The sequence below is a fragment of the Gracilibacillus timonensis genome (assembly GCF_900086715.1).
In the GTDB taxonomy this organism is placed as follows: domain Bacteria; phylum Bacillota; class Bacilli; order Bacillales; family Amphibacillaceae; genus Gracilibacillus; species Gracilibacillus timonensis.
In genome coordinates, this window is sequence record NZ_FLKH01000011.1 from 619,531 (window position 1) to 642,566 (window position 23,036).

The following is a 23,036-nucleotide window of genomic DNA, read 5'->3' on the forward strand; positions in this document are numbered from 1 at the left end:
GAATAAAATGCAAAAATCTATTGTAGTGAGAAACATAACCAAGAAATATAAGTTGTATAAAGGATCAAAAGAACGATTCCTTGATTTACTGACACCGAAAAGCTATGGTGAGGATTTTTATGCCTTACGCAATGTTTCTTTTGATGTGGAAAAAGGTGATATCCTAGGTTTAATTGGTACGAATGGTTCCGGCAAATCCACCTTATCGAATATTCTGGCAGGTATCGTCCCTGAGACATCAGGGACGATCGAAATTAATGGGCAAGCTGCCTTAATTGCTGTGGCTTCCGGTCTGAAGACTGATTTAACAGGGCGGGATAATATTGAACTGAAGCTATTAATGTTAGGCTTCGATAAGCATCAGATCGCTGCGCTAGAACCGGATATTATTGAATTCTCAGAGCTGGAAAAGTTTATCGACCAGCCAGTAAAATCTTATTCCAGCGGGATGAAATCAAGGTTAGGCTTTGCTATTTCCGTCAATATAGACCCAGATATTCTAATTATTGATGAGGCTCTTTCAGTTGGGGACCGTGCCTTCGCTGAGAAAAGTTTAAACAAGATGATGGAATTTAAAGAGCGAGGAAAAACGATGATTTTTGTCAGCCACTCTCTAGGACAAATGCGTAAATTCTGTGAGAAGATTCTCTGGCTGGAGTTCGGAACGGTCCGGGAACACGGTCCGGTTAATGAAGTGATCGAACACTATGAGAAATATTTAACCGATTGGAAGAAGTTGAGTAAGAAAGAGAAAGATGCGCACAAGCAGAAGGTCATCTCTGACAATGCCGTTGAAAACGTCTAGAAAGGGAGTAGGAGACCATATGAAAATTAAAAAGGCAATTATACCAGCAGCCGGTCTAGGTACTAGGTTTTTACCAGCGACCAAGGCAATGCCGAAAGAAATGCTTCCGATTGTCGATCGCCCGACAATTGAATATATCGTCAAAGAAGCCGTTGATTCAGGCATTGAAGATATTATTATTGTGACCGGAAAAGGGAAACGTGCGATTGAAGATCATTTTGACTATTCGTTTGAATTAGAGGAAAACCTGAAACGCAAAGGAAAATATGATCTGCTAGACGAAATTCATAAATCATCAAATGTGGATATCCATTATATTAGACAGAAAGAGGCAAAAGGGTTAGGGCATGCCATTTGGTCGGCTCGGAAATTTATTGGTAATGAACCATTCGCCGTGCTGTTAGGTGATGATATCATTAAGAATGAAACACCTTGCCTCAGACAATTGATGGATCGTTTTGATGAAGTGGAGCAGTCAGTCATTGGTGTGCAGCAGGTTCCAGAGTCTGAAACGCATCGCTATGGTGTAATCTCTCCATTAACAGAGGAGAATAAATTATATCAAGTAGAACGTTTTGTTGAGAAACCACCACAAGGTACAGCACCTTCTAACCTGGCTATTATCGGAAGATATTTATTAACTCCGCAAATCTTTGACTTTCTGGCAGAACAGCAAATCGGTGCGGGTGGGGAAATCCAGTTAACCGATGCCATCGAGAAATTAAACAAAGTCCAAAAGGTATATGCCTACGAATTTGAAGGAAAACGATATGATGTAGGAGAAAAATTCGATTTTATTAAAACCACGGTCGAATTTGCCTTACAAAGAGACGACTTACGAGATCAGTTAATGGATTATTTAGTAGAACTTCATCAAAAAGATTATCGCCTTTAAGGCAAGGAGGTGCTGACCAGCCAGCACCATATTGGAGAGGTTACCGTGAAAGATACAGTAAAAATTATGGGGATTGACTTCCTAAATACAAATAAAAAAGCCTTGCTCGAGGAAATAATAACAAGGACCGAGCAAGGCAAGAAGTCGTTTATTGTCACGGCTAATCCGGAAATCGTGATGCTTGCACGGGAAAATAAGGCATATAGAACGGCTATTCAAAAATCAAATTATATGATAGCGGATGGAACGGGAGTAGTGTTAGCTTCCAAGTTACAGAAGGAGCCGTTGGAAGAACGCATTCCCGGTTTTGAAGTAATGACAGATTTGATTGATTATGCAGCAGGCCATCAATTAAGCTGTTATTTTCTTGGAGCAAGTAAAGATGTGAACGATAGAATGATAGATAAATTAAAAGAGTTACATCCCGAATTACGGATTGCTGGTCATCATCATGGCTTCTTCGATCTGGATGATCAGGAAATCGTAGCAGATGTCATCCAATCAAAAGCAGATTTTGTCTTTGTTGCTTTAGGTGTACCCAGACAGGAGTTTTGGATTACTAAGTATCTATCATTGTTCGATAAAGGCACGTTTATTGGCATTGGCGGTAGCTTTGATATTATAGCAGGTGAAGTGAAGCGGGCCCCTGATATTTGGATTAAACTAAACTTAGAGTGGCTTTATCGTCTTATTAAGCAGCCATTCCGCTGGAAGAGAATGTTGAAGGTGTTTGAGTTTATTTTGCGGATCATGAGCAAAAGGTATTGATCTGTACGTTGTAGTCTAATTTGTTTATATACTTAGCTGTAAAAAGCTTTTTCGCACTGTATTTAAAACGCTAGAGGCATTTGAAGAGAAAAATATTTACTAGCATAGTTCAAGAGATATACAAAATTACTTTTAATTTGAGATATTTTAAGTTAAACTATATAATATAAAGACTTTTAACATAATTCAGTAAAGTGGACCTAATTCTCACTAAGTCCTTCTAACCTCTTGCTTTGCCTTATTAATTATCCAATAGTACTGGTTACTAAGCCATGTATGAATCAAATGTTTCATCAATAATTGGATATGAATGTTAGTAAGTCATTTTATCTAAAAACATTTAGATAAAATGACATTATCCAAATAATGAAAGCGTATACATATAATAACCTACAATGTCGCCGGTATTATGAGAACAACAAGTCTTTTACACACACAAGCCTCCCATCCAATGCTGTTTCATGAAACCGCATCATCTAAATAGAAAATCATTTCTGAGTAGCAAATAAAAAAGAGAGGGGCGTCGCATGTTATTTAGTATTGTCATACCATTCAAAGAAACTAATATAGAATACACGAAAAATTGTATAGAAAGCTTAGAAGAACAGTACATGAAAGATTTTGAAGTATTATTCGTCTATCAAGATCCCACTCAAATAAACTACTTGTTTGAAGGGGTGACTTTCAATTATCGTTTAATCCAAATGGAGGAAACTTCGAATGTGAGCATATTTAGAAATAAAGGATTATCCGAGGTGAGAGGGGAGTACGTACTATTTCTAGACTCTGATGATTTTTTGCATCCTAATGCTTTGGTATATGCGAAAAAGGTAATTGATAGTGAGTATGCAGAAGTCATCAGACTAAAAATTAAAGGAACGCGTTTTGACAAAAGAACTACTTTAAATAATAATAATCAAGCATTTTATAAAGATGATACATCCGCTCAATTAACTAAAATTTTTGATAAGTTAGAGATTAATGTCACAAATGAACAGCAAACCGCACTTATAAATGAATTATTCGAAGAAAATATATTAAATGCTAACTGTAATGTAAAAACACAAAATAAATTTTTGAAAACCATTAATCGATCACTAAAGGTACACGGCTTTATTTTTAAACGTCAAATTTTAATGGATCATCAACTGCTTTTTGATGAATCACTTGATCTTTATGGAGAAGTACCATTTTTAATACAAATTTATAATAAAGTACTATCGATTCAGGAAACGACAGTCGGCTTGTATTATAAATTAATACATAGTGACTCGGTTAATTATCCTTCTTTGTCACAAGAGGTCCGTGAAGAGCGGTTTTTTCAATTCTACAGAGCTCTAAGAAATGGATTGATGGAAGTAGATAATTTATCTGTTGCCAGGCAAGTAAAGCGAAAAGCCATTAATTATTATCTGTATAAGATAGCCAAAAGTGATTATTTTTCTGCTGGTTTTAACGAAAACATGCCAATGTATCAAGAATTACAAGAGATTTTAAATATTGATTCAGAATTTATTAATTTAGTAGCAAGGCATCGTTTAGAAATATCAACTATCAAGCGCGGCAAGTTTAGGATAGCTTACTTCTTTAGTAAAAGCAGGGTAAAGCTTTATGAATTAACCCGTTATCTGAAACCGAAAAACAAAAATTTAAGACGAAAGATAGTACAACAATATATATTCACAAAGTTACCTGCGATTTCTTTATTCTCCAACTCAAAGAAAACGGTAGTATTTGAGAGCTTTCATGGGAAACAATATAGCGACAATCCTCGGGCCATTTATGAATATATGAAAGAAAATTATCCTTCTTATCAACTATATTGGAGTGCAGATAAACAATCACTTTCCGTTTTTGAAAAACATCAACTGCAGACACTAACTCGGTTTTCCTGGAAGTGGTTGTGGACGATGTCACGGGCCGATTATTGGGTGATTAACAGTCGTCTTCCTAACTGGATGACAAAATCCGCGAAAACTAAGTACTTGCAAACATGGCATGGAACACCTTTGAAGAAACTAGGATTGGATTTGGATGATGTTCATATGCCTGGGACTAACCCGGAACAATATAAGTACAATTTTAAACAAGAGGCCTTGAAGTGGGATTATTTGGTCGCTCCTAACCGTTACTCTAGTAACATTTTTACACGAGCATTTGGTTTTGAGGGAAAGGTCTTAGAGACGGGATATCCAAGGAACGACTTTATCGTAAATCACCAAAAGGATCACGAAACAATCGATCAGATAAAACAGAAGTTAACAATTGCTCCCGAGAAAAAAGTTATCCTTTATGCACCAACATGGAGGGATAATCAGTATTTTGGCAAGGGAAGATATAAATATCAAGCGGAACTGGATCTACACATGCTTCAGCAAGAATTGGGAGAAGACTATGTCGTTATTTTACGCATGCATTATCTGGTAGCTGATCACATCGATTTAACAGGTTTGGATAACTTCGTAGTGGATGGTTCCACGTACGAGGATATTCGCGAGTTATATCTCATTTCTGATATTCTGATCACGGATTATTCGTCTGTTTTCTTTGATTATGCCAATCTCAAACGACCGATTATCTTCTTTGTCTATGATTTGGAAGAGTACCGAGATACACTAAGAGGCTTTTATTTCGATTTCGAACAAGACGCACCAGGGCCTTTGGTGAAGACGAACCAGCAAGTGCTGGCAGAGGTCAAAAAACTGGAACAGAATGTTTTTGAACCCTCAGGAACAGAACTGGCATTTTATCAAAGGTTTTGTTATTTAGAAGAAGGGAAAGCCTCAGAGAAAGTGATTGAGGATGTATTTCATAGCTCTGAGACATTTCGAGTGGAGGAGGACGTATTAGAATAGCCTTACCTTAGCAAAGAAACAATTGCGTCGAAAGGGAATATGATAAGGTCATAAGGAAACCCCTGCCATTAAAAGATATGGCAAGGGGTTTAGCCTGGCTAAAATACATGAACTATTTTGATTTTATCTGAAATTTTTTGAATGCAGCTCTATTTCAAGATCTTATGCACAAAATCAGCAAAGACGACATCACTTTGTCGACAGGATACTCACAAACAAACAACTAACAGGAACTACTCTGCATCATCTTCCAATATATCCGCAATCCGTTTACTTGCAAAGCCGTCTCCGTAGGGATTGCTGGCTTTACTCATTGCCTGATAAGCGACAGGGTCTTCGAGTAGTTGTTTGAAGTGGCGATAAATATTCTCTTCCTCTGTTCCTGTTAATTTTAATGTACCAGCTTCTACCCCTTCAGGACGTTCGGTAGTATTGCGCATAACCAATACCGGTTTACCCAAGCTAGGGGCCTCTTCCTGGATACCGCCACTATCCGTCAGTATCAAATAGGATTGATAGAGGAAGTTATGGAAGTCGATCACCTCTAATGGTTCAATAAGGCGGATGCGTTCGTCTTCGCCCAAAATGTCATAGGCTGCTTCACGTACCACCGGGTTTTTGTGGATTGGATAGATCGCCTTAATATCAGGGTGTTCATCAAGGATGCGTTTAATCGCTCGAAACATATTTCGCATAGGCTGACCTAGATTTTCACGACGGTGTGCTGTGATCATAATTAAACGGCTATCCGCTGCCCAGGTCAATTGTTCGTGGCTATAATCGTCACGAACGGTAGTGTGCAGCGCATCGATTGCCGTGTTGCCTGTAATAAAGATGGAAGCAGGGTCTTTCCCTTCTTTTAATAAATGCTGCTGTGCTAATTCCGTAGGAGCAAAATGGTACTGTGCAATAATACCGACAGCCTGGCGATTGAATTCCTCTGGGTAAGGGGAATAGATGTCATAAGTGCGTAAACCAGCTTCGACATGGCCGACAGGTATCTGCAAATAGTAACAGGCTAGGGAGGTGACAAAGGTTGTCGAGGTATCGCCATGTACCAGTACCACATCTGGTTTTGCCTCATCCATCACTTGTTTCATCTTTTCTAAAATGCGAATCGTTACATCAAATAACGTCTGTTTATCCTTCATAATGGAGAGGTCATAATCGGGCTCAATCTGAAACACGTCGAGTACTTGGGCAAGCATTTCCTTATGTTGACCAGTAACACAGACAATAGTTTCTAATTTTTTACGTGTTTTTAACTCATTGACGAGGGGACACATTTTAATCGCTTCTGGTCTTGTCCCAAAGACAACCATCACTTTTTTCATGACTGACACCGTCCATTCTGATTGGAATATTGTCCATATAAGAAAATTGTACCTTTGAGAAAAGGGTAAAGCAAGAACAAAAGTAAAACACTCGAACAGCCATATAGGGGAGAAAAGCGGAGACCATCCATAAGAACAAATTTTACAGACAGTCTCCGCGACAATCAGATGCCTATGTTGAAGTTTTTGATGGATTCTTTATATTTCCAAATTATCTTTGATTTCATCAATGGTTTCACTTAGTTGCTGTTCATCCGGAATAAAATACCATACGCCATTGACTCTTTGATCTTCTCCAGGGACATTTAATTTCTCTACTTTTGAAGAATCCATATCGGAATAAGCTCGCTGAAGATTATAGATCTCCGTAGCATTAAGGCTAGTCATGACATTCTCACCGATCACATCACTAATTTCATTTGCCTTAAACAAAGTTGAAGCCGATAGTATTTCCTGCATGGACGCTTGAATAAACTGTACCTGTCTTTCTTCTCTGGAATAGATATTATTCACTTCACGTTTACGCATGCGCACAAATGCCAATGCCTCTTCACCGTCTAACTCCTGAACCCCTTCTGTAAAGTCAATTCTTTCGTTGTTGAAGATATTATCTTCCCAAAAGCCTTCTTTGACATCAATTTCTACTCCGCCTAATACATCGACAATATCGCGGAAACCTGTAAAATTAACAGTGACATATTCATCAATGGGAACATCCAAAAATTCTTCCACCTTACTCACTGTCAACTCTGTTGCCCCGTATCCCGATAGTGATCCATAGTTATAAGCGCCATTTATCTTGTGCGTGCCTGCATAGCTTCCTGCTTCTTCTGCGGTATAATCTACTCTTGTATCACGCGGGATAAGGGTGGTTGTTAGTTGCTCAGTCTTTGGATTTAAAGTTACCAAGATCATCGTATCTGTTCGACCACCTTCTCCGTTCGTAGCATAATCCTCCAACCCAAGCAATAGTACCGATATAGGGTCATCACTAATCGTTACGCCCTCTTCTCGAAATGGGGATTTGTCATCTGGTCTTTCTAACTCATGGTAAGAACTATCAAAGGCGTCGGCTGATTGTTTAACAATATAAGCAACACCTGCTAAAAGGACTAGTACGATAAATAACAGGGAGTATAGAATAATACGTTTTTTCTTACTTTTCTGCTTTTTTTCTAATCGGGAACGAATGGTTAACACCTACCTTGCATTTTAATCTTGTTGCTTTGTTTCAAAACTATGTAATTGTTGTCATTACCTTAATAAAGAGGAGGGCAACCGCAAAAAAGAAGCACAAAACCGATCTGTGCTTCTTTTTAAATTTAATAAGCTGAATTCCTATCCTCTTCCGGGGTCCAAGTCTCACTTTGTCCATTTTCTTCAGGGTTGGTTTCCCAAGAATCTTCTTCTGTTACATCCGATTCTGATTCGCCTTGTTCTTCCTGCGTTGGCTCATCTGTGTTGCTTTCCTCACTACTGTCAGAGGAGGATAAACCTAATTGTTCTTTCAGCATTTGTTGTTTCTCTTCTAAGTCGGTTGGGTCAATATCATAATAATAAGCCTCTCCCCAGCGGTCCACTCCTGCTAGGTTATGCGATTCGAGATCTAAATTCCCGGTCGATCCATAAGAGATAAAGCTTTTTAGTTCATCGAATGACATGTTTGTACTCATATTGTCACCAACGGCTGTCATTAAGTCATCTACTTTTAAGACAGAGTTAAAGGATACTGCCTTATTTACAATCGCCTTAATGATTTCTTGCTGTCTTTTACCACGCTCAATATCATTGTCTTGTTTTCTGGTTCGGGCAAGTGCCAATGCTTCTTCGCCATCCAGTGTTTGTTCACCAGGCATAAGGTGAATCGCGCCTGCCTGATCATCGGAATCCTGTTCGGTCATTTCATAAGGAACTTCTACATCGATACCATTCAATGTATCGACGACATCAACAAAAGCGTCAAAGTTCACTTTCACAAAATAATCGACCGGAATATCAAATAGGTTCTCGACGGTTTGAATGCTTGCTTGAGGACCTCCTAAGGCATGTGCGTGATTAATCTTTGTTTCATAACCGCCCTTATAGCCATCTTCTGTCGCTATCTCAGGGACAAACACATAAGAATCACGCGGGATACTTAACAGGTCGACACTATTCTCATCCTTGTTTAATGTGGCAAGGATCAGGGCATCAGAGCGTCCGTTGGTGTCGGTGCCTCGTTTCTCGCTTTCATCCACACCGATAAAAAGAATCGAAACATCATCCACATTGGGGTCTACTCGCTCTTCACGTAGATCCGATTTTTCTCGGCCATCATCTTCATAAGAAGAATCCATAATTTCTTCGGCTTGATTAATAATCTGCATGGCATAAATACCGATCCCTACCGCAATCACTAGTAAAGGGATTAAAATAAGGGCCCATTTATTTCTTTTTTTCGTTTTTCGTCTTACCACTCTTGACTTCTTGTTTTTATTTTTCATTGTATGAGATCTCCCTTGATTGTTAAGTCATCATTATTATATGTGCATGATCGATCATTTATAAAAAACATCAACCTTCATTGTACAATGGATAGGGTAAATAGTCACTAGTCATTCCATGTCAAATAGATTAAATTTTTGTTACACTCGTTCAAAAACCTTCACAACAGATACTTGTTCTATCATCTTACTGTAAAATCGATCAAAACACAAGAATTTAAAGCCGTTTCACCCCTGCTAGGGCTTGATACAACGCGCTACCGCTATCCTGAAAAATCAATAGAAGCATCCAGTTGGAGCAGCTGCTCTTCTGATAATTGATACGTTGATAAGGTATAGCCATAATCGTTCGTTATGATGTTCAAGGTTTTTAATCCGTTTGCTTCTATTTTTATAAATTCCAATACTATAACACTATATTGCTCGTATCAATCGACTCCTCCTTCCTAAAAAAGCTGTTACTGTAATGGACGATAAAAAGCGTAAAAAGTTACAGTTCACATTCTTTTTTTATAAAATGCTAGACAGTGCTGTATTCTTCCACAACACTCGTGCTATAATGAGGCAAAGCGAGAAACGGTAACTAAAACAAGTAGGTGTGTGTATGTATAATATTATGGAGTTAATTGTGGCCTTTTTGATTTCTGCCGCGGTAGCGTTTGCCTCGACTCCTTTCATTAAGAAGCTGGCGATCAAGATCGGTGCAGTAGATTATCCGACGGGTCGTAAAAAGCATGAAGGAGTTAAAGCAAGGCTAGGTGGATTGGCCATTGTGCTTGGGGTTGTGGCTGGTCTCTTGTATGAGCACCCAGAACATCCGCATATGATGGAAATAATTATTGGCGGTATTATCATCGTTATTACTGGTATATTAGACGATATTATTGGACTCAAGCCTTACCAAAAATTAATTGGACAAGTCTCTGCAGCACTGGTGCTTGTTTCATCTGGCCTTATTATTGATAAAGTAACGATGCCTTTTTTGGGAACGGTGGACATATCACAAGCCGGATTGATCTTAACGGTATTCTGGGTGGTTGGTGTCACCAACGCGATTAATTTAATCGATGGGCTAGATGGACTGGCTGCTGGTGTCTCGGCCATTGGTTTAACCAGTATCTTGATTATTGCGATTATGGATTATCAAGTGGTGGTTGTTTATTTAGGAATGGTATTGGTGGGCAGTTGTTTGGGTTTTTTATATCACAATTTCTATCCAGCCAAAGTCTTTATGGGCGACACGGGAGCGATGTTCTTGGGTTATTCGATCTCGGTTATTTCCATGCTCGGTTTGTTTAAAAACGTCGCTTTATTCAGTTTTATTATTCCGATCATTATTATTGCGGTGCCGATATTTGATACCATTTTTGCGATTATTCGCCGTCTTATCAATAAGCAGAGTATAGGTGCAGCCGATCGCAAACATGTCCATTATCAATTGATTGAGATGGGCTACAGCCATCAAACGGCGGTATTGATCATCTATGCGTTTAGCTTTTTCTTTGGCCTGATGGCGATTATCTTTAACAGCGCCACTATGCTGACATCACTTATTATTTTAGGGATTATCACTTTAGCGATCCAGTTAATCGCCGAATTGTCTGGCATTGTTTTCAACGGGCAGCAACCTTTGATTAGCAGTATCCGCAAGCTATTTGGAAAAAATCAAAAGATATAAACGAGCCAGTATTTCTACGGAGATACTGGTTTTTGTTTGGTTACTATTAGTTGAGATAAATGTCTTGAACATTCACAGGCGTCCCTTTTCACGAAAAAATTAAATCGGTTTGACACCTTTTTCTCCTGCCGATTGATTATAGAAGTGAAAGGAGGTGAGCGACATGGCAGTAGCAGAACATCTCGATTCAAGACTGAAGTTAACCTTCCAGAACGGACTTGACCCGATCTCTGGCAGGGAGTTGTATAAGACCAAGTCTTTCAACAATGTAAAGACGGCGGCAACAGCAGATCAGTTATTTGCAATCGCCTCAGCACTTGCGCCATTACAGCAGTTAACCTTATCATCTGTGAAACGTAATGACACCGAATTGTTGATGGCAGAGTAACGAACACCCACGTTAGTCAAAAAGGAGGTGAAAGCAATGAAAAAATTGGAACTCAAATTCGAAAACGAAGAGGGTAAAACAACGACGATCTCTTTGGATCAACCTGTCGAGCCAGTGGATGAATCAGTGGTTTCAGCAGCAATGGACACGATTATTGCAGAGAATGCGATTTTTTCTTCCGGCGGGGACCTGATTGCTAAAAAAAGCGCCCGCGTTGTGGAACGCAATGTGGAAGAGATTGACATCGGCGTTTAAGCAGGAAAAAGGAGGGCCACCGTGCTCTCCTTTTCTATTTTTTATCATACGAAAAAAGGGGGAATATAAAATGGAAGATACATGGATTTCCATGCTAACAGACGTTGGTTTTCCAGTTATTGTGACATTCTACTTGTTGCATCGCATTGAAACAAAACTCAATATGCTGATCGAATCCATTGTCGCCCTGCCCGATAAGATGTAGTGAATCGAAAGAACCTCCGCTTGTTGAACAGGCAGAGGTTCTTTCATTGATGGTAGGGGTGACATGTTCCAACCGAGAAGGGAATTAGATGCTAGGCTGAAATGTTGTACAATCGGTTTCTTTTTTCGAAGCCGCACTGTGGCCCGTGTGACTTACTACATAAATGACGTCTGCATTACATTTGTTGCCTTCCGTCCAAAACATACAATTGTTCACTTCACATTTAACATCCTTCGCCATCTGGCACACCTCCTAGTGATAGTTTGCAGAGCTATCCGCTAATCATGCATGGTAATTTTTCCTTTGCCTTAGGAAGCTGACTGGATTGTAAAATTTTATCGTGAGAATTTGATCTCACAGACAAAAAAACGTCGAACCGCAAAGTTTTGTCCGTAAGAATGGATCTCACGGACAAAAAACCGCCGACCTGCAAAGTTTTGTCCGTAAGAATGGATCTCACGGACAAAAAACCGCCGACCTGCAAAGTTTTGTCCGTAAGAATGGATCTCACGGACAAAAAACCGCCGACCTGCAAAGTTTTGTCCGTAAGAATGAATCTAACGGACAAAAAACCGCCAACCCGCAAAGTTTTGTCCGTAAGAATGGATCTCGCGGACAAAAAACCGCTGAATCGCAAAGTTTTGTCCGTAAGAATGAATCTCGCGGACTGAGGAAAACAATCGCGTTCCTAAGTCCATAAGAATCACGCGGACTGGTAGTAGCCATTCCCGTTCCTAGGCGCTAAGACCCAAACGCGCAGCCCCCCAATCCACTGCACTATCTTTCAAACATCTCACGTCAACAAATGATTGATAACAACATCACGTCGGTGAACAAAATAATGATTGGCTGCTGCTTTGTAATTATGCTTATGGTAAGTAACATATCCCAAGATATCATGACAATAATCAATCGACATCCAATCTCCCGTCCTCTCAAAAAAAGGCAAGACTTTGTCCTTTAAGCGCTGCAGAAATAATTCCGAATGATAGGTACGCTTGGCGATCCCTTTTAAAATGAAAAATTGATATTCAAAAGCCTTCGAAAGCTTGGACTTCTCCGCTGTTTGAATGACGTGAATGGCCTTATCCCTTTCTTTTCGAAGCAGATAAATATAGGCAGCGAACAACATGGCATTCAGTTTAAGTGTCAATCCCTGTGCCGATTGACGCAGATTTAATTTGCTATATTTCAGTGCACTCTCATAATCTTTCTTGTCAGCGTGCACCATACCTAATACATAATAAATAAAATAATGATTCGACTTCCCGTCATTGTCTAGCATAGTTTGTAATTCACTGGTCAAATGATGATGAGCCAGCGTGCGATCTACAAAGGAATTGATCATCAGCAATAGGCGTGATAATACCATATTGGCGGTATTCCATGAATTTTGAAATAATTGAAACGCTTTTGCAGCATGTTCATGAGTACGGGCATGTTTTTTCATGTGATAATATGTATTTGCATAGTACAAATGAAGTTCCCCATCATGTTCTAATTGTTTTGGGTATGATTCAGCGGCTTTATTTAAGTAGGTAAGGGCATGGATGAAATGTCGCTTTAACATGAAATAGTAACCAACCGCTTTTAAATAAGGGTAGCTAACGGGGGAAGCTAATACTTCTGTATAGCTAATCACGTGGGGTAAGTATCTTTCTGCCTTTTCCAGATCACAATATAGCAAAGCATAGCGAAAATGACATAAGTGACGTTGTTCTTTTTGATTACCAAAGCAAGCAATCGGAAAATCCTTTAAGTGTTGATAATGGCTATCAGCAGATTCATATTGGCGATGTGCGATACTTTTCAGCCAATTACTCAATTGTTGAAAACGAATCGGTTTATTTTCTTTTGCTAGCGCTTCCAATTCTAACGCTTGAAAAATCCGCAACAGCAATTCAGGAGAAGGTTCTTGTTTTCCTTGTTCCAACTTGCTTATAGTGGAAATACTGCATTTAGCTAAGTGGGCCAATTGCTTCTGTGACCATTTCTTTTTATTACGGTGTATCTTAATGATTCTTCCTACTTCATACATTAATTCCTCACACTTCCTTTATATGATTATTTGTAACTAAGTATATAATACTATAAAAATGATGATTAAGCAAATTATTTACACAAAAATAGCTCAATCAGATATCCGATGATGAGGATAAGTATAATAATGACAAATGTTTTTATCCCTATTAGTGGAATAACTAACAATAAAATAGGGATAAATAAGAGAAAAGCAAAGATCATAAAAAGCTGAAAATACACAAATGTCTTCATTAGATTTCCTCTTTTCGTCGTTTGGAATCCGAATCGATGGTTTTACCTTCATGGAATGCAAGCATGGTGTTTGGAGACATGCCTCTGATTCGTTCGCCCATCTCTTTATAAGATATGCCGACGCCGTTCAAGCGTGATTTTTGAGAAGGAGAGGATTTTGTTCTATAATGATGAAGGAAACAAAGGAGGAAGATACGTATGGTAGATGTTAATATCAAGGATTATCGAATAGCGGATCATCCGATAGATGAGCTTTTCTTGAAGCGTTGGTCGCCGCGTTCGTTTTCGGATAAACAGATAGAAGAGTCGGACTTAATGAGTTTATTTGAGGCAGCACGATGGGCGCCATCAGGTAGCAATAAGCAGCCTTGGCGTTATATTATTGCCCGTTCAGAAGTGGATAAAGAGAAATTTTATTCTTTTATTAAGGATACCAATCTTGCTTGGTGTAAGAAGGCGCCGGTCTTAGCCTTAATCGTTTCAGACGCTGAGGCAAATGGTTCTCATGCCTTTGACGCAGGTACTTCTTGGGGATATTTAGCCCTGCAAGCGATGCAAAAAGGCTTAGTAACCCATGCGATGGGTGGATTCTATAAAGACAAAGCTCGTGAAGCCTTAAATATTCCAGAGCAGTTCCAACCTCATGCCGTGATTGCGATTGGTTATCAGGATGCCAAAGAAAAATTAGCAGAGAAGCTGCAACAACGTGAAGCACCTTCTCCACGTCGTCCATTAGCAGAAACAGTTTTTGAAGGAGAATATAGAGGGTAAGAGGAGAAACTTAGGGGATTCCCTAGGTTTCTTTTTGTTTGCAATGATTTCCCTCTTCTTTTATTACTTCTCACAAAAATAGACATCTATCACTCCCCCTCCCCCATAGACAAATCAAAAGTTAACGCTTACAATCAAAATGGATAAACAACTCAAATGAAGAGGGGTGCTATGATTGTTGCGTAAAATAGGCTTTCTCATTTTATTTATAATATCATTTAGTTTCATGATCTATTATGGTAAAGAAACGTTTTATATTGATCAAAAAGCTTCTACAGAGATGAGTCATGATTATCATTTTGCATTAATTACCGAAGAAGTGGGCAATGAATATTGGCGCTTGATTGAAAAAGGGGCAAAGCAAGCAGCAGAGGAGAACGATGTTTATTTAGAGTATATTGGTCCTAAGCTTGCTGACGATGAAGAAAGGCTGGAGACTTTCGACCGTATGATCGCTGCTGATGTGGACGGTATTATTGTCAAAGGGATGAATGATGAACGCTTTCCTCAACTGGTCAAGAAAGCAAAGGACCGCAAGATTCCCGTTGCGACGATTGATACGGACAATCCAACCAGCAATCGTGACTTCTACGTGGGCACCGATAATTTCCAAGCCGGTTATTTAGCTGGTCGGACATTAATCAAGGAGACAGAAGGAAAGCAGAAGATTGCCGTTATTATTGGACTGAAAGAGGCGCAGAATCAGCTAGATCGCTTGGCCGGATTTGAGAAGGCCATCGAGGATGTCGATCGAATGGAATTAATCGGTGTATCGGAATCTCGCATTACCGAAGTAGGTGCTGCGGACGGCACCTATCAGCTTTTAAAAAATCATGGGAATATTACCGCCTTTTTTGGGGTTAGTGCATTAGATGGTATTGGCATTGTGCAAGCCATTGAAGAGATAAATCCGACCAGTCGACCGTATGTGTTAGCCTTTGACCTCCTACCAGAAACACTTTCCCTTATAGAGAATGATAAGATTCAGGCAACCGTTGCCCAGTATCCGCAAGAAATGGGCCAGCAAGCTGTTGAACAAATGGTCCAATGGTATCAAAATCAACAACCAGACAGCATTCAACATACCGAAACAGGCATTATCAAGCAGGAAGATATCCTGAATGGGGAAATTATTCCAAAGGAGGAGCAGTAGATGAGACGGATCAAGCATTTGTTGAAAGGTCAGACAATTCCCTCCAAATTGACGCTGCTTTTTACTGGAATTATTATTCTCTTTAATGTAGTTACGATATCGATTTATGTTAGTTCAACCAAATTAATGGAGGAATACCATCAGGAATTTGAAAACCTGTTAAGCCTTAATTCGATTTCTCAAGCGGCTCAGCAATTGTCGGATCAGACCAAGACCTATGTTTTGAGTGGTGAAGAACAAGATTTGAATGCCTTTTATCAAGCTAGAACCCATTTCAAACAAGAAACAGCACCCATTCTAGAAGAAGAGCATGCCATCCGGTACAAAAATTATATTAACTTGATTGAAACACTAAACTATCAAACCGATATGACGGCAGGGTTTGTCTTACGTGACGATATGGAATATTATACGATGCACCTTAAAGAAGTACAGCAAACCACCTCCTATATTCAAGAAGCAACCATGGAATTATTGGATAGTTCCTTAAGTGAATATCAAACCTTATATACCGATATTAGAGAGCGTAATGAGGCATTTAAATATTTTACCATCTATTTGTTAATTACCTCCGTTATACTTGGGGCCTATATTACGATTCGTTTTTCCCGCGGGATTCATCGTCCAGTGCAGAAACTTTCTGAGGCTGCCAAGGGGGTAGCGGCTGGCGATTTAGACGGTCAGCCAGTTGCTATCCAGTCGCCGGATGAACTGAAATTACTGGGAGATTCCTTTAATCAAATGCGTGGCAATATTCGTCATCTTATCAAGGAAATCAAGGATCAGTCGGAACAGGAGAAGTTAATGAGGGAATTAGAATTAAAACATTTGCAAAATCAGATCCAACCACACTTTTTGTTTAACACGCTCAATACTGTTTCTAAGATGGCTTATTTAGAAGAAGCGCGTTCAACTTCGCAATTAATCGATGCCTTGGCAGCTATGTTGCGTCACAGCTTGGGTGACTTAAGTAAAGTGACGACCTTAAAAGAGGAACTTAGAATGGCGGAGAATTATATCGCGATTCAGCAAACTCGTTTTATGGATCGAATCGATTTTCATGTGGATCCGTTACCAGACAAGTTTAATCTATCCATGCCGCGATTGATTTTACAGCCATTAGTGGAAAATGCCTTTATTCATGGCTTGGAATCACTGGAAGAAAACGGAGAAATGGCGATCTATCTCAAGCCTTTTTCCCATGGAATGATGGTAGAAATAACCGATAATGGAATAGGTATGTCACAGGAGCTAAAGCAGCAAATTATCCAATCAACAGAAGAAAGCGATGGGCATGTCGGGCACCTGACAGGGATTGGCTTAGTCAATGTGATTAAACGACTGCGCTATTTCTATCAAACCGATCATGTCTTAGAGATTGATACAGCGATAAATAAAGGAACCGTGATTCGTTTGTACTTGCAAGCGGCAGACCAGAAAGGGGCATTAGCATGAAGGTGCTTATTGCAGAAGATGAATATCTCGAAAGAAAGGCGATGAGAAAGTTTTTGGAAGATCATTTTCCTGATATGCATCCGATCGAGGAAGCGCCAAACGGTCGAATGGCGATTGAATTAGCTCAGCAGCTAGAACCAGATTTAATTCTGATGGATATCAAGATGCCTGGTATCAATGGACTGGAGGCAATTGCAGCCATACACCATGAACTACCGCAGACAAAGTTTATTATGGTGACGGCCTATGATACCTTTGACTATGCCAAACAGGCGATGAAGTTCGGGGTGCGGGAGTACATCTTAAAGCCTGGCCAAAAGAAAGAGATACTCCAAGCCATTCAACATGTAAAAGAGGAAATAGCACAAGCTCGCCATATTAGGCAAAGCCAACAAGAATTATTCCTTGCTAAAGCTATCAAAGGCGAAGACGCAACAGCCTTGCAACGAGAACTATTTCCACAGATGGCAATGGGTTATTTCATCCAATCTAATCATCCCTTGCCGCCACTATCTGGTTATGTCATACAAGGTCAGGTCGGATTATATATCGGCCATCAGGAGATAACCAATGCGGCTATCTTAACACAGGTACGGCAGCTGCAATTAAGCTTGGGAGATCGTTATTTTATTGGAATTGGCAAGCAGTATCACGTACTTTCTTCATTAACACAATCATATCATCAAGCAAAGCAAGCCCTGCGACAACTGATCACTGCAGGGGCAAGACATTATGGTTTTGCTAGCAGAATAGCAGAAGAGACGTCGCCCGTGCCTGCTTTTTTAGAGGCCATACGCGATGGGGACGAACAGCGGATGCAATTGCAGATTGAGGCTATTCTTCCAGTTGCCGATGTCGAACTCTTCGTACAGGTCAAACAAATTACTGAAGCAAAAGGTATCCAGCTGCCTATTAGGCGAGAAGATCTGCTTACTGAAGCGGATTGGCGAGACTTTATCCAGTGGGTCGTTCAAGAGATGAAATCTTATTTTCAATCACAGGAAAAAATCGAGAAAGCAAGGCAGTATATCGACGGACATTACCATCAGTCACTCAGCCTAGTGGATATGGCAGTTTATGCCGAACTAAGCACCAATTATTTTTCCAATTTGTTTCATGAGGTGACCGGACACACCTTTATTGATTATCTGACCGAAATCCGCATTCAACAAGCAAAGGAACGACTACAGAAACATTCCGCCAGTTTGAAGGAAATCAGTATTGATATCGGTTATAAAGATCCCAATTATTTCAGTCGTGTCTTTAAAAAGCATGTCGGCATGTCACCTAAGCAATATCAGCAGCAGATCGTAAAATAGTGAAGATTTTCGTAAAAATATACAGAAAACAAGACCGATCAAGAGAGCGCTTTCCTTATATAATCATAAATGAAAGCGCTCATATTATTTATATAGGGGGTATTAGGAATGTGGAAAAAAAGTCTGGCACTTCTCTTTTTATTCATGTTGTTACTGTTAGCGGCATGTGGTGGAGATGATCAAGATACAGGTGGAAGCACCGATGACGGAGGCGATTCCGGCAGCGGTGATGAAGATACCGTTGAAATCTTTAGCTGGTGGACGGGTGCTGGGGAAGAAGATGGTTTGCTGGCATTGATTGACCTGTTTGAGGAAAAGCACCCTGATATTACGGTGGAGAATGCAGCGGTAGCTGGCGGAGCGGGTACCAATGCCAAGGCCGTTCTTGCCACACGAATGCAAGGGAATGATCCACCTTCTACCTTCCAGGTACATGGCGGGGCAGAATTAAATGAAAGTTGGGTAGCAGCCGACAAAATGACACCATTGAACGATTTCTATGAAGAAAATGAACTGACGGATAAATTCCCAGAAGAATTGCTTGACTTGGTCAGTAAGGATGGCGATATTTACTCCGTTCCAGTCAATATTCACCGTGGTAATGTCTTGTTTTATAACATGGAACTATTCGAAGAAAATGATATCGAGGTACCTACGACATTAGATGAGTTTGTCGATGTATTGGAACAGTTGGATAGTGCTGGTGTGGTGCCATTGGCCTTAGGTGATAAAGAATCATGGCCAGCAACACAAATCTTTGAGAATCTGCTATTGGCGACGTTAGGACCGAATGATTACCGCGGCTTATGGGCGGGAGATGTTAGCTTTGATGATCCTCGTGTGGTAGAAGCAGCGGAATATTTCCAAACGATTATTGGCTATGTAAACGAGGATCATGCCTCCAGAAACTGGCAAGATGCCGCCCAATTGGTTGGTGGCAAGGAAGCAGCTATGACTAATATGGGGGATTGGGCCAAGGGCTATTTCTCCAATGACTTAGACCTGGAAACTAATCAAGACTTCGGTTATTTTGCCTTTCCAGGTACAACGGAAGATTTTATGGTGATTACCGATACGTTTGGTTTGCCGGACGGCGTAGAGAATCCTGATACGGTCAAGGAATTCTTATCCGTACTTGCCTCTGTGGAGGGTCAAGATGCCTTTAATCCACTAAAAGGGTCAATACCGGCACGCGTAGACGCCGACACTTCCAAATATGATGAGTATGGCACAGATACGATGGAAGATTTTCAGAATAGTAACCTGACGCCAAGTCTTGCCCATGGCTCAGCAGCATCGGAAGGTTTCCTGACCAAAATAAACCAAGAGGTGAATATTTTTGTCACCCAGCAAGACGTGGACCAATTTATTGAGAAATTAAAACAAGCAGAAGGCGAGCTGTAAATAATAGAGAATGGCCCGCGTTGTGCGGGTCATTCTGCTAAGAAGAATATAAAGAACAAAAGAGAGGAGGATCCCACCGTGAAAATAACAAAAGATAGACTAATGGCTGGCTTATTTCTGGCCCCTTCTTTCTTGTTAATCATTGTCTTTGTTTATGGATTTATTGGTTGGACTGGCTGGGTTTCCATGAGTAACTGGAACTCCTTAGTGCCCGATATGTCCTTTGCTGGATTAAAGAATTACCTGTACTTATTCGCCGATTATCGGTTCCAATCGGACTTGCGTAACACCATTTTTTTCACGATTTTCTTTATTGGCGGTGTAATTGTGCTTGGTCTCAGCCTCGCCATTTTACTCGACCAAACGAAAAGGGCCAATGCCTTTTTCCGGAATATCTTCTTATTTCCGATGGCGTTATCGTTTGTTGTCACCGGGGTAGTCTGGCAATGGCTGCTGAACCCGTCTACAGGCTTCAACCAATTTCTTGGTATCTTTGGTATCGAGCCAAAATGGTATACCGACACCAATATCTTAGCCGGTTTCCAATGGGGTAGTATTGAATTCGGTTTGCCAGTGGCGATTATTGCCGTCGTCATTGCGGCTGTCTGGCAGATGACTGGTTTTTCGCTGGCAATGTATGTAGCTGGTTTGACAGGGATACCAGATGAATTAAGGGAAGCGGCTCGAATAGATGGGGCATCGGAATGGCAGATCTATCGCAAGGTGATTTTACCAATACTGACGCCGATTACGATGAGTGTGGTCATTATCATGGCTCATATTTCATTGAAAATATTTGATCTTATCTATGCGATGACAGGCCCGGGTGCCAATTTTGTCACCGATGTGCCTGGGGTGTATATGTTTGAAACGACCTTCCGCGGCAATTATTATGCCAACGGTGCAGCGATCGCCATTATTATGCTGCTGCTTGTCGCCATCTTTATTGTACCTTATCTCATTAATAGTCGAAGGGGGGCATCCTAATGGTAATCAGAAGAAGTATCAAATACATTGTCTTAACACTAGTTGCCCTATTCTTTCTCACACCGGTGTATGTTATGTTGATTACCAGTGTGAAACCATTGGATGAAGTATCCCTTGCTCAGATGTGGACCTTGCCCACCGCGATAGATATATCCAGCTATACCCATGCCTTTTCCGAATTGGCACCGAATTTAATGAACAGCTTTTACTTGGTGATTCCGGCCACATTCCTATCAGCCATTCTCGGAGCAATGAATGGTTATGTATTGTCGAAGTGGCGTTTTAAAGGATCGGAAATCGTTTTTACCATGATTCTTTTTGGAATGTTTATTCCTTATCAGAGTATTCTGATCCCGTTAATCCAATTTCTTAATGAAATCGGGTTATATAATTCGATTGGCGGTCTTATCTTTACTCATGTTGTCTATGGTTTGCCGATTACGACGCTAATGTTCCGTAATTTTTATGCCAATATTCCGGATACCATGATCGAAGCAGCCCAAGTAGATGGCGCTAGCTTTTTAGGGATTTTTCGGCGGATTATCATTCCATTGTCGATCACTGGATTTGTTGTCGTGGCGATTTGGCAATTCACCAATATCTGGAATGAATTTCTTTTTGCTGTGACGATTACCAATAACAATGCCCAACCAGTGATGGTTGCCCTGCAGAACCTCTCCGGCAGTCAAATCGTCCAGTGGAATGTGCAAATGGCCGGAGCCCTCCTTGCTGCACTGCCGACCTTGTTGGTGTATATTTTGTTAGGGAAATATTTTGTGCGTGGGCTTTTGGCTGGGTCGGTGAAAGGGTAGAGTAGTTAGGTTTCAAACATTTTACACGACTCTAAAACAAACAAGGACACTTTTATAGATAAGTGTCCTTGTTGAATGGCATTTGGGTAAGGAAAATCAGTCGATATGGATAACATACTTTGTTAATCTTTGCACCAGAGTCTACTATCATAAATGGTTAGAGGTTTAACACGATTATTTTTTCAAGAAAAACCTCTTTTCTATTCTTCCACAAGCGTATATTTCGTTGGAATGGTCGTCTCAATATCATCTCCCTCAACTAGTTTGATAATATATTCACTAACGCCCAGATCATCTACGGTATCCAATAAAATATTTGCCTTGCTCCCCTCATTGACAAAGAAATTGCCAAAACCGCCATTGGTTTGTACTTTATATCTGCCTTCAGGAATATCATTTCCTACTTCAAAGAAACCAGCCGGTAAATTTTTTGGCTCTGCTTTTTTGGCGACAATGCCATTCTCTAATTTTTGTAATTGTGCTTCAGCATCCGCTATTTTGGATTCTAAGTCAGTTTGGGTATCTGATAATTCCGTAGTTAATTGAGAAATATTATCTTCTATTTCTTCTTTATTTGAATTTAGTGTTGTCAACTCATTTTCTAAATCACTCTTTTGATCAATAATGGACTGGGTTTCATCGTATTCTTCTTGTAATGCTTCTAATTCCGTTGTTTTAGTTTCTTGTTCTTTTTTGATTTCCGTCAGTTCATCTTCAATTACCATAAGTTGCCCTTCCATTTTAGCTACTTCACTCAGCATCTCTTCTCTTGATTTTTTCTCACCTTCTAGTTCCACCGTAGCATTTCGATCACCGATGTAATTACCAAGAACATAAATTCCAACCATACACAATAAAGCGATAACAGATAGAATAATGACTTTCTTGTTCCATTTCCTTTTTTCTCCTGTATCTTCCACTCGAATCAATCCCTCCCACATTTTATGTAATTCAAATATACTGAGATTTTATGATTATATCAAGGTAATATTACGATTTAATCATTGAAAAAAAACTGTCATATATGCTGTGAAATTCAAGGTTTATGCCCATTTTGAAGATGTACTATTTTAATCCCTTGAGAACTATGAATGAGAATTATAATGTAAGTTTAAGTCAAAAGTCACTTTCTGGATTTTCCTTATCTGCTCCTCAAGTATAAAAGCAGAATTAGTTTGGAATGAATGCCTGAGAA

Annotated in this window: 23 protein-coding genes; 15 read left to right on the forward strand and 8 right to left on the reverse strand. The window is 40.0% G+C overall.

The genetic code is table 11. The features are described 5' to 3' along the window. The first annotated feature begins 7 nt into the window (after positions 1 to 7). The 4 genes from tagH to BN6556_RS10270 all read left to right on the forward strand — a co-directional run bounded on the left by tagH (position 8) and on the right by BN6556_RS10270 (position 5,323). Positions 8 to 805, forward strand: coding sequence for a teichoic acids export ABC transporter ATP-binding subunit TagH (gene tagH, locus BN6556_RS10255; protein WP_066190664.1), 798 nt, complete (start codon positions 8 to 10; stop codon positions 803 to 805). A gap of 19 nt (positions 806 to 824) precedes the next feature. Then, positions 825 to 1,700, forward strand: a complete 876-nt coding sequence (galU, locus tag BN6556_RS10260) for a UTP--glucose-1-phosphate uridylyltransferase GalU (RefSeq protein WP_066190665.1) — start codon at positions 825 to 827, stop codon at positions 1,698 to 1,700. A 45-nt stretch (positions 1,701 to 1,745) separates the two neighbouring features. Beyond that, positions 1,746 to 2,468 (forward strand): WecB/TagA/CpsF family glycosyltransferase, encoded by a 723-nt coding sequence (locus BN6556_RS10265; protein WP_235817485.1) that lies wholly within the window; start codon positions 1,746 to 1,748, stop codon positions 2,466 to 2,468. A gap of 527 nt (positions 2,469 to 2,995) precedes the next feature. Then, positions 2,996 to 5,323, forward strand: a complete 2,328-nt coding sequence (locus BN6556_RS10270; protein ID WP_066190668.1) for a CDP-glycerol:glycerophosphate glycerophosphotransferase — start codon at positions 2,996 to 2,998, stop codon at positions 5,321 to 5,323. A 233-nt stretch (positions 5,324 to 5,556) separates the two neighbouring features. On the opposite strand, the gene wecB is transcribed toward BN6556_RS10270, so the two are convergent. From wecB to BN6556_RS22085, 4 genes are all read right to left on the reverse strand, one after another. Further along, a complete protein-coding gene (gene wecB, locus BN6556_RS10275) occupies positions 5,557 to 6,657 on the reverse strand; it encodes a non-hydrolyzing UDP-N-acetylglucosamine 2-epimerase (protein ID WP_066190670.1) in 1,101 nt (366 codons plus the stop codon). A gap of 198 nt (positions 6,658 to 6,855) precedes the next feature. Next, on the reverse strand, positions 6,856 to 7,857 hold the full coding sequence (locus BN6556_RS10280; protein ID WP_066190673.1) for an LCP family protein: 1,002 nt from the start codon (positions 7,855 to 7,857) through the stop codon (positions 6,856 to 6,858). A gap of 122 nt (positions 7,858 to 7,979) precedes the next feature. Further along, positions 7,980 to 9,140, reverse strand: a complete 1,161-nt coding sequence (locus BN6556_RS10285) for an LCP family protein (protein WP_066190676.1) — start codon at positions 9,138 to 9,140, stop codon at positions 7,980 to 7,982. Between the two features lie 263 nt (positions 9,141 to 9,403). Continuing rightward, entirely contained in the window at positions 9,404 to 9,544 is a 141-nt protein-coding gene (locus tag BN6556_RS22085) for a hypothetical protein (protein WP_161485687.1), read from the reverse strand. Between the two features lie 200 nt (positions 9,545 to 9,744). Between BN6556_RS22085 and BN6556_RS10290 the strand changes: the two genes are divergently transcribed. The 4 genes from BN6556_RS10290 (at position 9,745) to BN6556_RS10305 (ending at position 11,666) form a co-directional block, all read left to right on the forward strand. Further along, positions 9,745 to 10,818, forward strand: coding sequence for a glycosyltransferase family 4 protein (locus BN6556_RS10290; protein WP_066190680.1), 1,074 nt, complete (start codon positions 9,745 to 9,747; stop codon positions 10,816 to 10,818). A gap of 163 nt (positions 10,819 to 10,981) precedes the next feature. Further along, on the forward strand, positions 10,982 to 11,206 hold the full coding sequence (locus BN6556_RS10295; RefSeq protein WP_066190683.1) for a DUF1659 domain-containing protein: 225 nt from the start codon (positions 10,982 to 10,984) through the stop codon (positions 11,204 to 11,206). 36 nt (positions 11,207 to 11,242) lie between these two features. Next, the gene (locus tag BN6556_RS10300) at positions 11,243 to 11,461 is read left to right on the forward strand and encodes a DUF2922 domain-containing protein (protein ID WP_066190686.1); all 219 of its coding nucleotides are present in this window, start codon (positions 11,243 to 11,245) and stop codon (positions 11,459 to 11,461) included. Between the two features lie 70 nt (positions 11,462 to 11,531). Continuing rightward, entirely contained in the window at positions 11,532 to 11,666 is a 135-nt protein-coding gene (locus tag BN6556_RS10305; RefSeq protein ID WP_066190688.1) for a YvrJ family protein, read from the forward strand. Between the two features lie 84 nt (positions 11,667 to 11,750). Here BN6556_RS10305 and BN6556_RS10310 read toward each other — a convergent pair whose 3' ends face one another. The 3 genes from BN6556_RS10310 to BN6556_RS22090 all read right to left on the reverse strand — a co-directional run bounded on the left by BN6556_RS10310 (position 11,751) and on the right by BN6556_RS22090 (position 13,940). Then, positions 11,751 to 11,906, reverse strand: coding sequence for a DUF1540 domain-containing protein (locus BN6556_RS10310; protein WP_066190690.1), 156 nt, complete (start codon positions 11,904 to 11,906; stop codon positions 11,751 to 11,753). 553 nt (positions 11,907 to 12,459) lie between these two features. After that, positions 12,460 to 13,704: a helix-turn-helix domain-containing protein gene (locus tag BN6556_RS10315; protein WP_066190693.1), complete on the reverse strand. Its 1,245-nt coding sequence runs from the start codon at positions 13,702 to 13,704 to the stop codon at positions 12,460 to 12,462. Between the two features lie 74 nt (positions 13,705 to 13,778). Next, the gene (locus tag BN6556_RS22090; RefSeq protein WP_161485688.1) at positions 13,779 to 13,940 is read right to left on the reverse strand and encodes a hypothetical protein; all 162 of its coding nucleotides are present in this window, start codon (positions 13,938 to 13,940) and stop codon (positions 13,779 to 13,781) included. A gap of 198 nt (positions 13,941 to 14,138) precedes the next feature. Here BN6556_RS22090 and BN6556_RS10320 point away from each other — a divergent pair, with 198 nt between their 5' ends. The 7 genes from BN6556_RS10320 to BN6556_RS10350 all read left to right on the forward strand — a co-directional run bounded on the left by BN6556_RS10320 (position 14,139) and on the right by BN6556_RS10350 (position 21,841). Next, complete coding sequence (locus BN6556_RS10320; RefSeq protein WP_066190696.1) at positions 14,139 to 14,711, forward strand: nitroreductase family protein; 573 nt, start codon at positions 14,139 to 14,141, stop codon at positions 14,709 to 14,711. A 175-nt stretch (positions 14,712 to 14,886) separates the two neighbouring features. Next, positions 14,887 to 15,864, forward strand: a complete 978-nt coding sequence (locus BN6556_RS10325; protein ID WP_066190698.1) for a substrate-binding domain-containing protein — start codon at positions 14,887 to 14,889, stop codon at positions 15,862 to 15,864. After that, positions 15,865 to 17,319 carry a sensor histidine kinase gene (locus BN6556_RS10330; protein ID WP_066190700.1) on the forward strand — a complete coding sequence of 485 codons (1,455 nt, stop codon included), beginning with the start codon at positions 15,865 to 15,867 and terminating at the stop codon, positions 17,317 to 17,319. Further along, a complete protein-coding gene (locus tag BN6556_RS10335; protein ID WP_066190703.1) occupies positions 17,316 to 18,638 on the forward strand; it encodes a response regulator in 1,323 nt (440 codons plus the stop codon). The genes BN6556_RS10330 and BN6556_RS10335 overlap by 4 nt, the downstream gene beginning before the upstream one ends. Before the next feature lie 108 nt (positions 18,639 to 18,746). After that, positions 18,747 to 20,042 (forward strand): ABC transporter substrate-binding protein, encoded by a 1,296-nt coding sequence (locus BN6556_RS10340; protein WP_066190705.1) that lies wholly within the window; start codon positions 18,747 to 18,749, stop codon positions 20,040 to 20,042. 102 nt (positions 20,043 to 20,144) lie between these two features. Next, on the forward strand, positions 20,145 to 21,029 hold the full coding sequence (locus BN6556_RS10345) for a carbohydrate ABC transporter permease (RefSeq protein ID WP_235817503.1): 885 nt from the start codon (positions 20,145 to 20,147) through the stop codon (positions 21,027 to 21,029). Beyond that, on the forward strand, positions 21,029 to 21,841 hold the full coding sequence (locus BN6556_RS10350; protein WP_066190709.1) for a carbohydrate ABC transporter permease: 813 nt from the start codon (positions 21,029 to 21,031) through the stop codon (positions 21,839 to 21,841). Before BN6556_RS10345 ends, BN6556_RS10350 begins: the two co-directional genes overlap by 1 nt. Positions 21,842 to 22,041: 200 nt before the next feature. Here the strand turns inward: BN6556_RS10350 and BN6556_RS10355 are convergent, their stop codons facing one another. After that, positions 22,042 to 22,761 carry a hypothetical protein gene (locus BN6556_RS10355; protein ID WP_066190711.1) on the reverse strand — a complete coding sequence of 240 codons (720 nt, stop codon included), beginning with the start codon at positions 22,759 to 22,761 and terminating at the stop codon, positions 22,042 to 22,044. Positions 22,762 to 23,036 lie beyond the last annotated feature (275 nt).

Coding starts and splice junctions, on each gene's coding strand:
- tagH (WP_066190664.1), top strand. CDS start 8: ATGCAAAAATCTATTGTAGTGAGAAACATAACCAAGAAATATAAGTTG.
- galU (WP_066190665.1), top strand. CDS start 825: ATGAAAATTAAAAAGGCAATTATACCAGCAGCCGGTCTAGGTACTAGG.
- BN6556_RS10270 (WP_066190668.1), top strand. CDS start 2,996: ATGTTATTTAGTATTGTCATACCATTCAAAGAAACTAATATAGAATAC.
- wecB (WP_066190670.1), bottom strand. CDS start 6,657: ATGAAAAAAGTGATGGTTGTCTTTGGGACAAGACCAGAAGCGATTAAA.
- BN6556_RS10285 (WP_066190676.1), bottom strand. CDS start 9,140: ATGAAAAATAAAAACAAGAAGTCAAGAGTGGTAAGACGAAAAACGAAA.
- BN6556_RS10290 (WP_066190680.1), top strand. CDS start 9,745: ATGTATAATATTATGGAGTTAATTGTGGCCTTTTTGATTTCTGCCGCG.
- BN6556_RS10295 (WP_066190683.1), top strand. CDS start 10,982: ATGGCAGTAGCAGAACATCTCGATTCAAGACTGAAGTTAACCTTCCAG.
- BN6556_RS10300 (WP_066190686.1), top strand. CDS start 11,243: ATGAAAAAATTGGAACTCAAATTCGAAAACGAAGAGGGTAAAACAACG.
- BN6556_RS10305 (WP_066190688.1), top strand. CDS start 11,532: ATGGAAGATACATGGATTTCCATGCTAACAGACGTTGGTTTTCCAGTT.
- BN6556_RS10310 (WP_066190690.1), bottom strand. CDS start 11,906: ATGGCGAAGGATGTTAAATGTGAAGTGAACAATTGTATGTTTTGGACG.
- BN6556_RS10315 (WP_066190693.1), bottom strand. CDS start 13,704: ATGTATGAAGTAGGAAGAATCATTAAGATACACCGTAATAAAAAGAAA.
- BN6556_RS22090 (WP_161485688.1), bottom strand. CDS start 13,940: ATGAAGACATTTGTGTATTTTCAGCTTTTTATGATCTTTGCTTTTCTC.
- BN6556_RS10320 (WP_066190696.1), top strand. CDS start 14,139: ATGGTAGATGTTAATATCAAGGATTATCGAATAGCGGATCATCCGATA.
- BN6556_RS10330 (WP_066190700.1), top strand. CDS start 15,865: ATGAGACGGATCAAGCATTTGTTGAAAGGTCAGACAATTCCCTCCAAA.
- BN6556_RS10335 (WP_066190703.1), top strand. CDS start 17,316: ATGAAGGTGCTTATTGCAGAAGATGAATATCTCGAAAGAAAGGCGATG.
- BN6556_RS10340 (WP_066190705.1), top strand. CDS start 18,747: ATGTGGAAAAAAAGTCTGGCACTTCTCTTTTTATTCATGTTGTTACTG.
- BN6556_RS10345 (WP_235817503.1), top strand. CDS start 20,145: ATGGCTGGCTTATTTCTGGCCCCTTCTTTCTTGTTAATCATTGTCTTT.
- BN6556_RS10350 (WP_066190709.1), top strand. CDS start 21,029: ATGGTAATCAGAAGAAGTATCAAATACATTGTCTTAACACTAGTTGCC.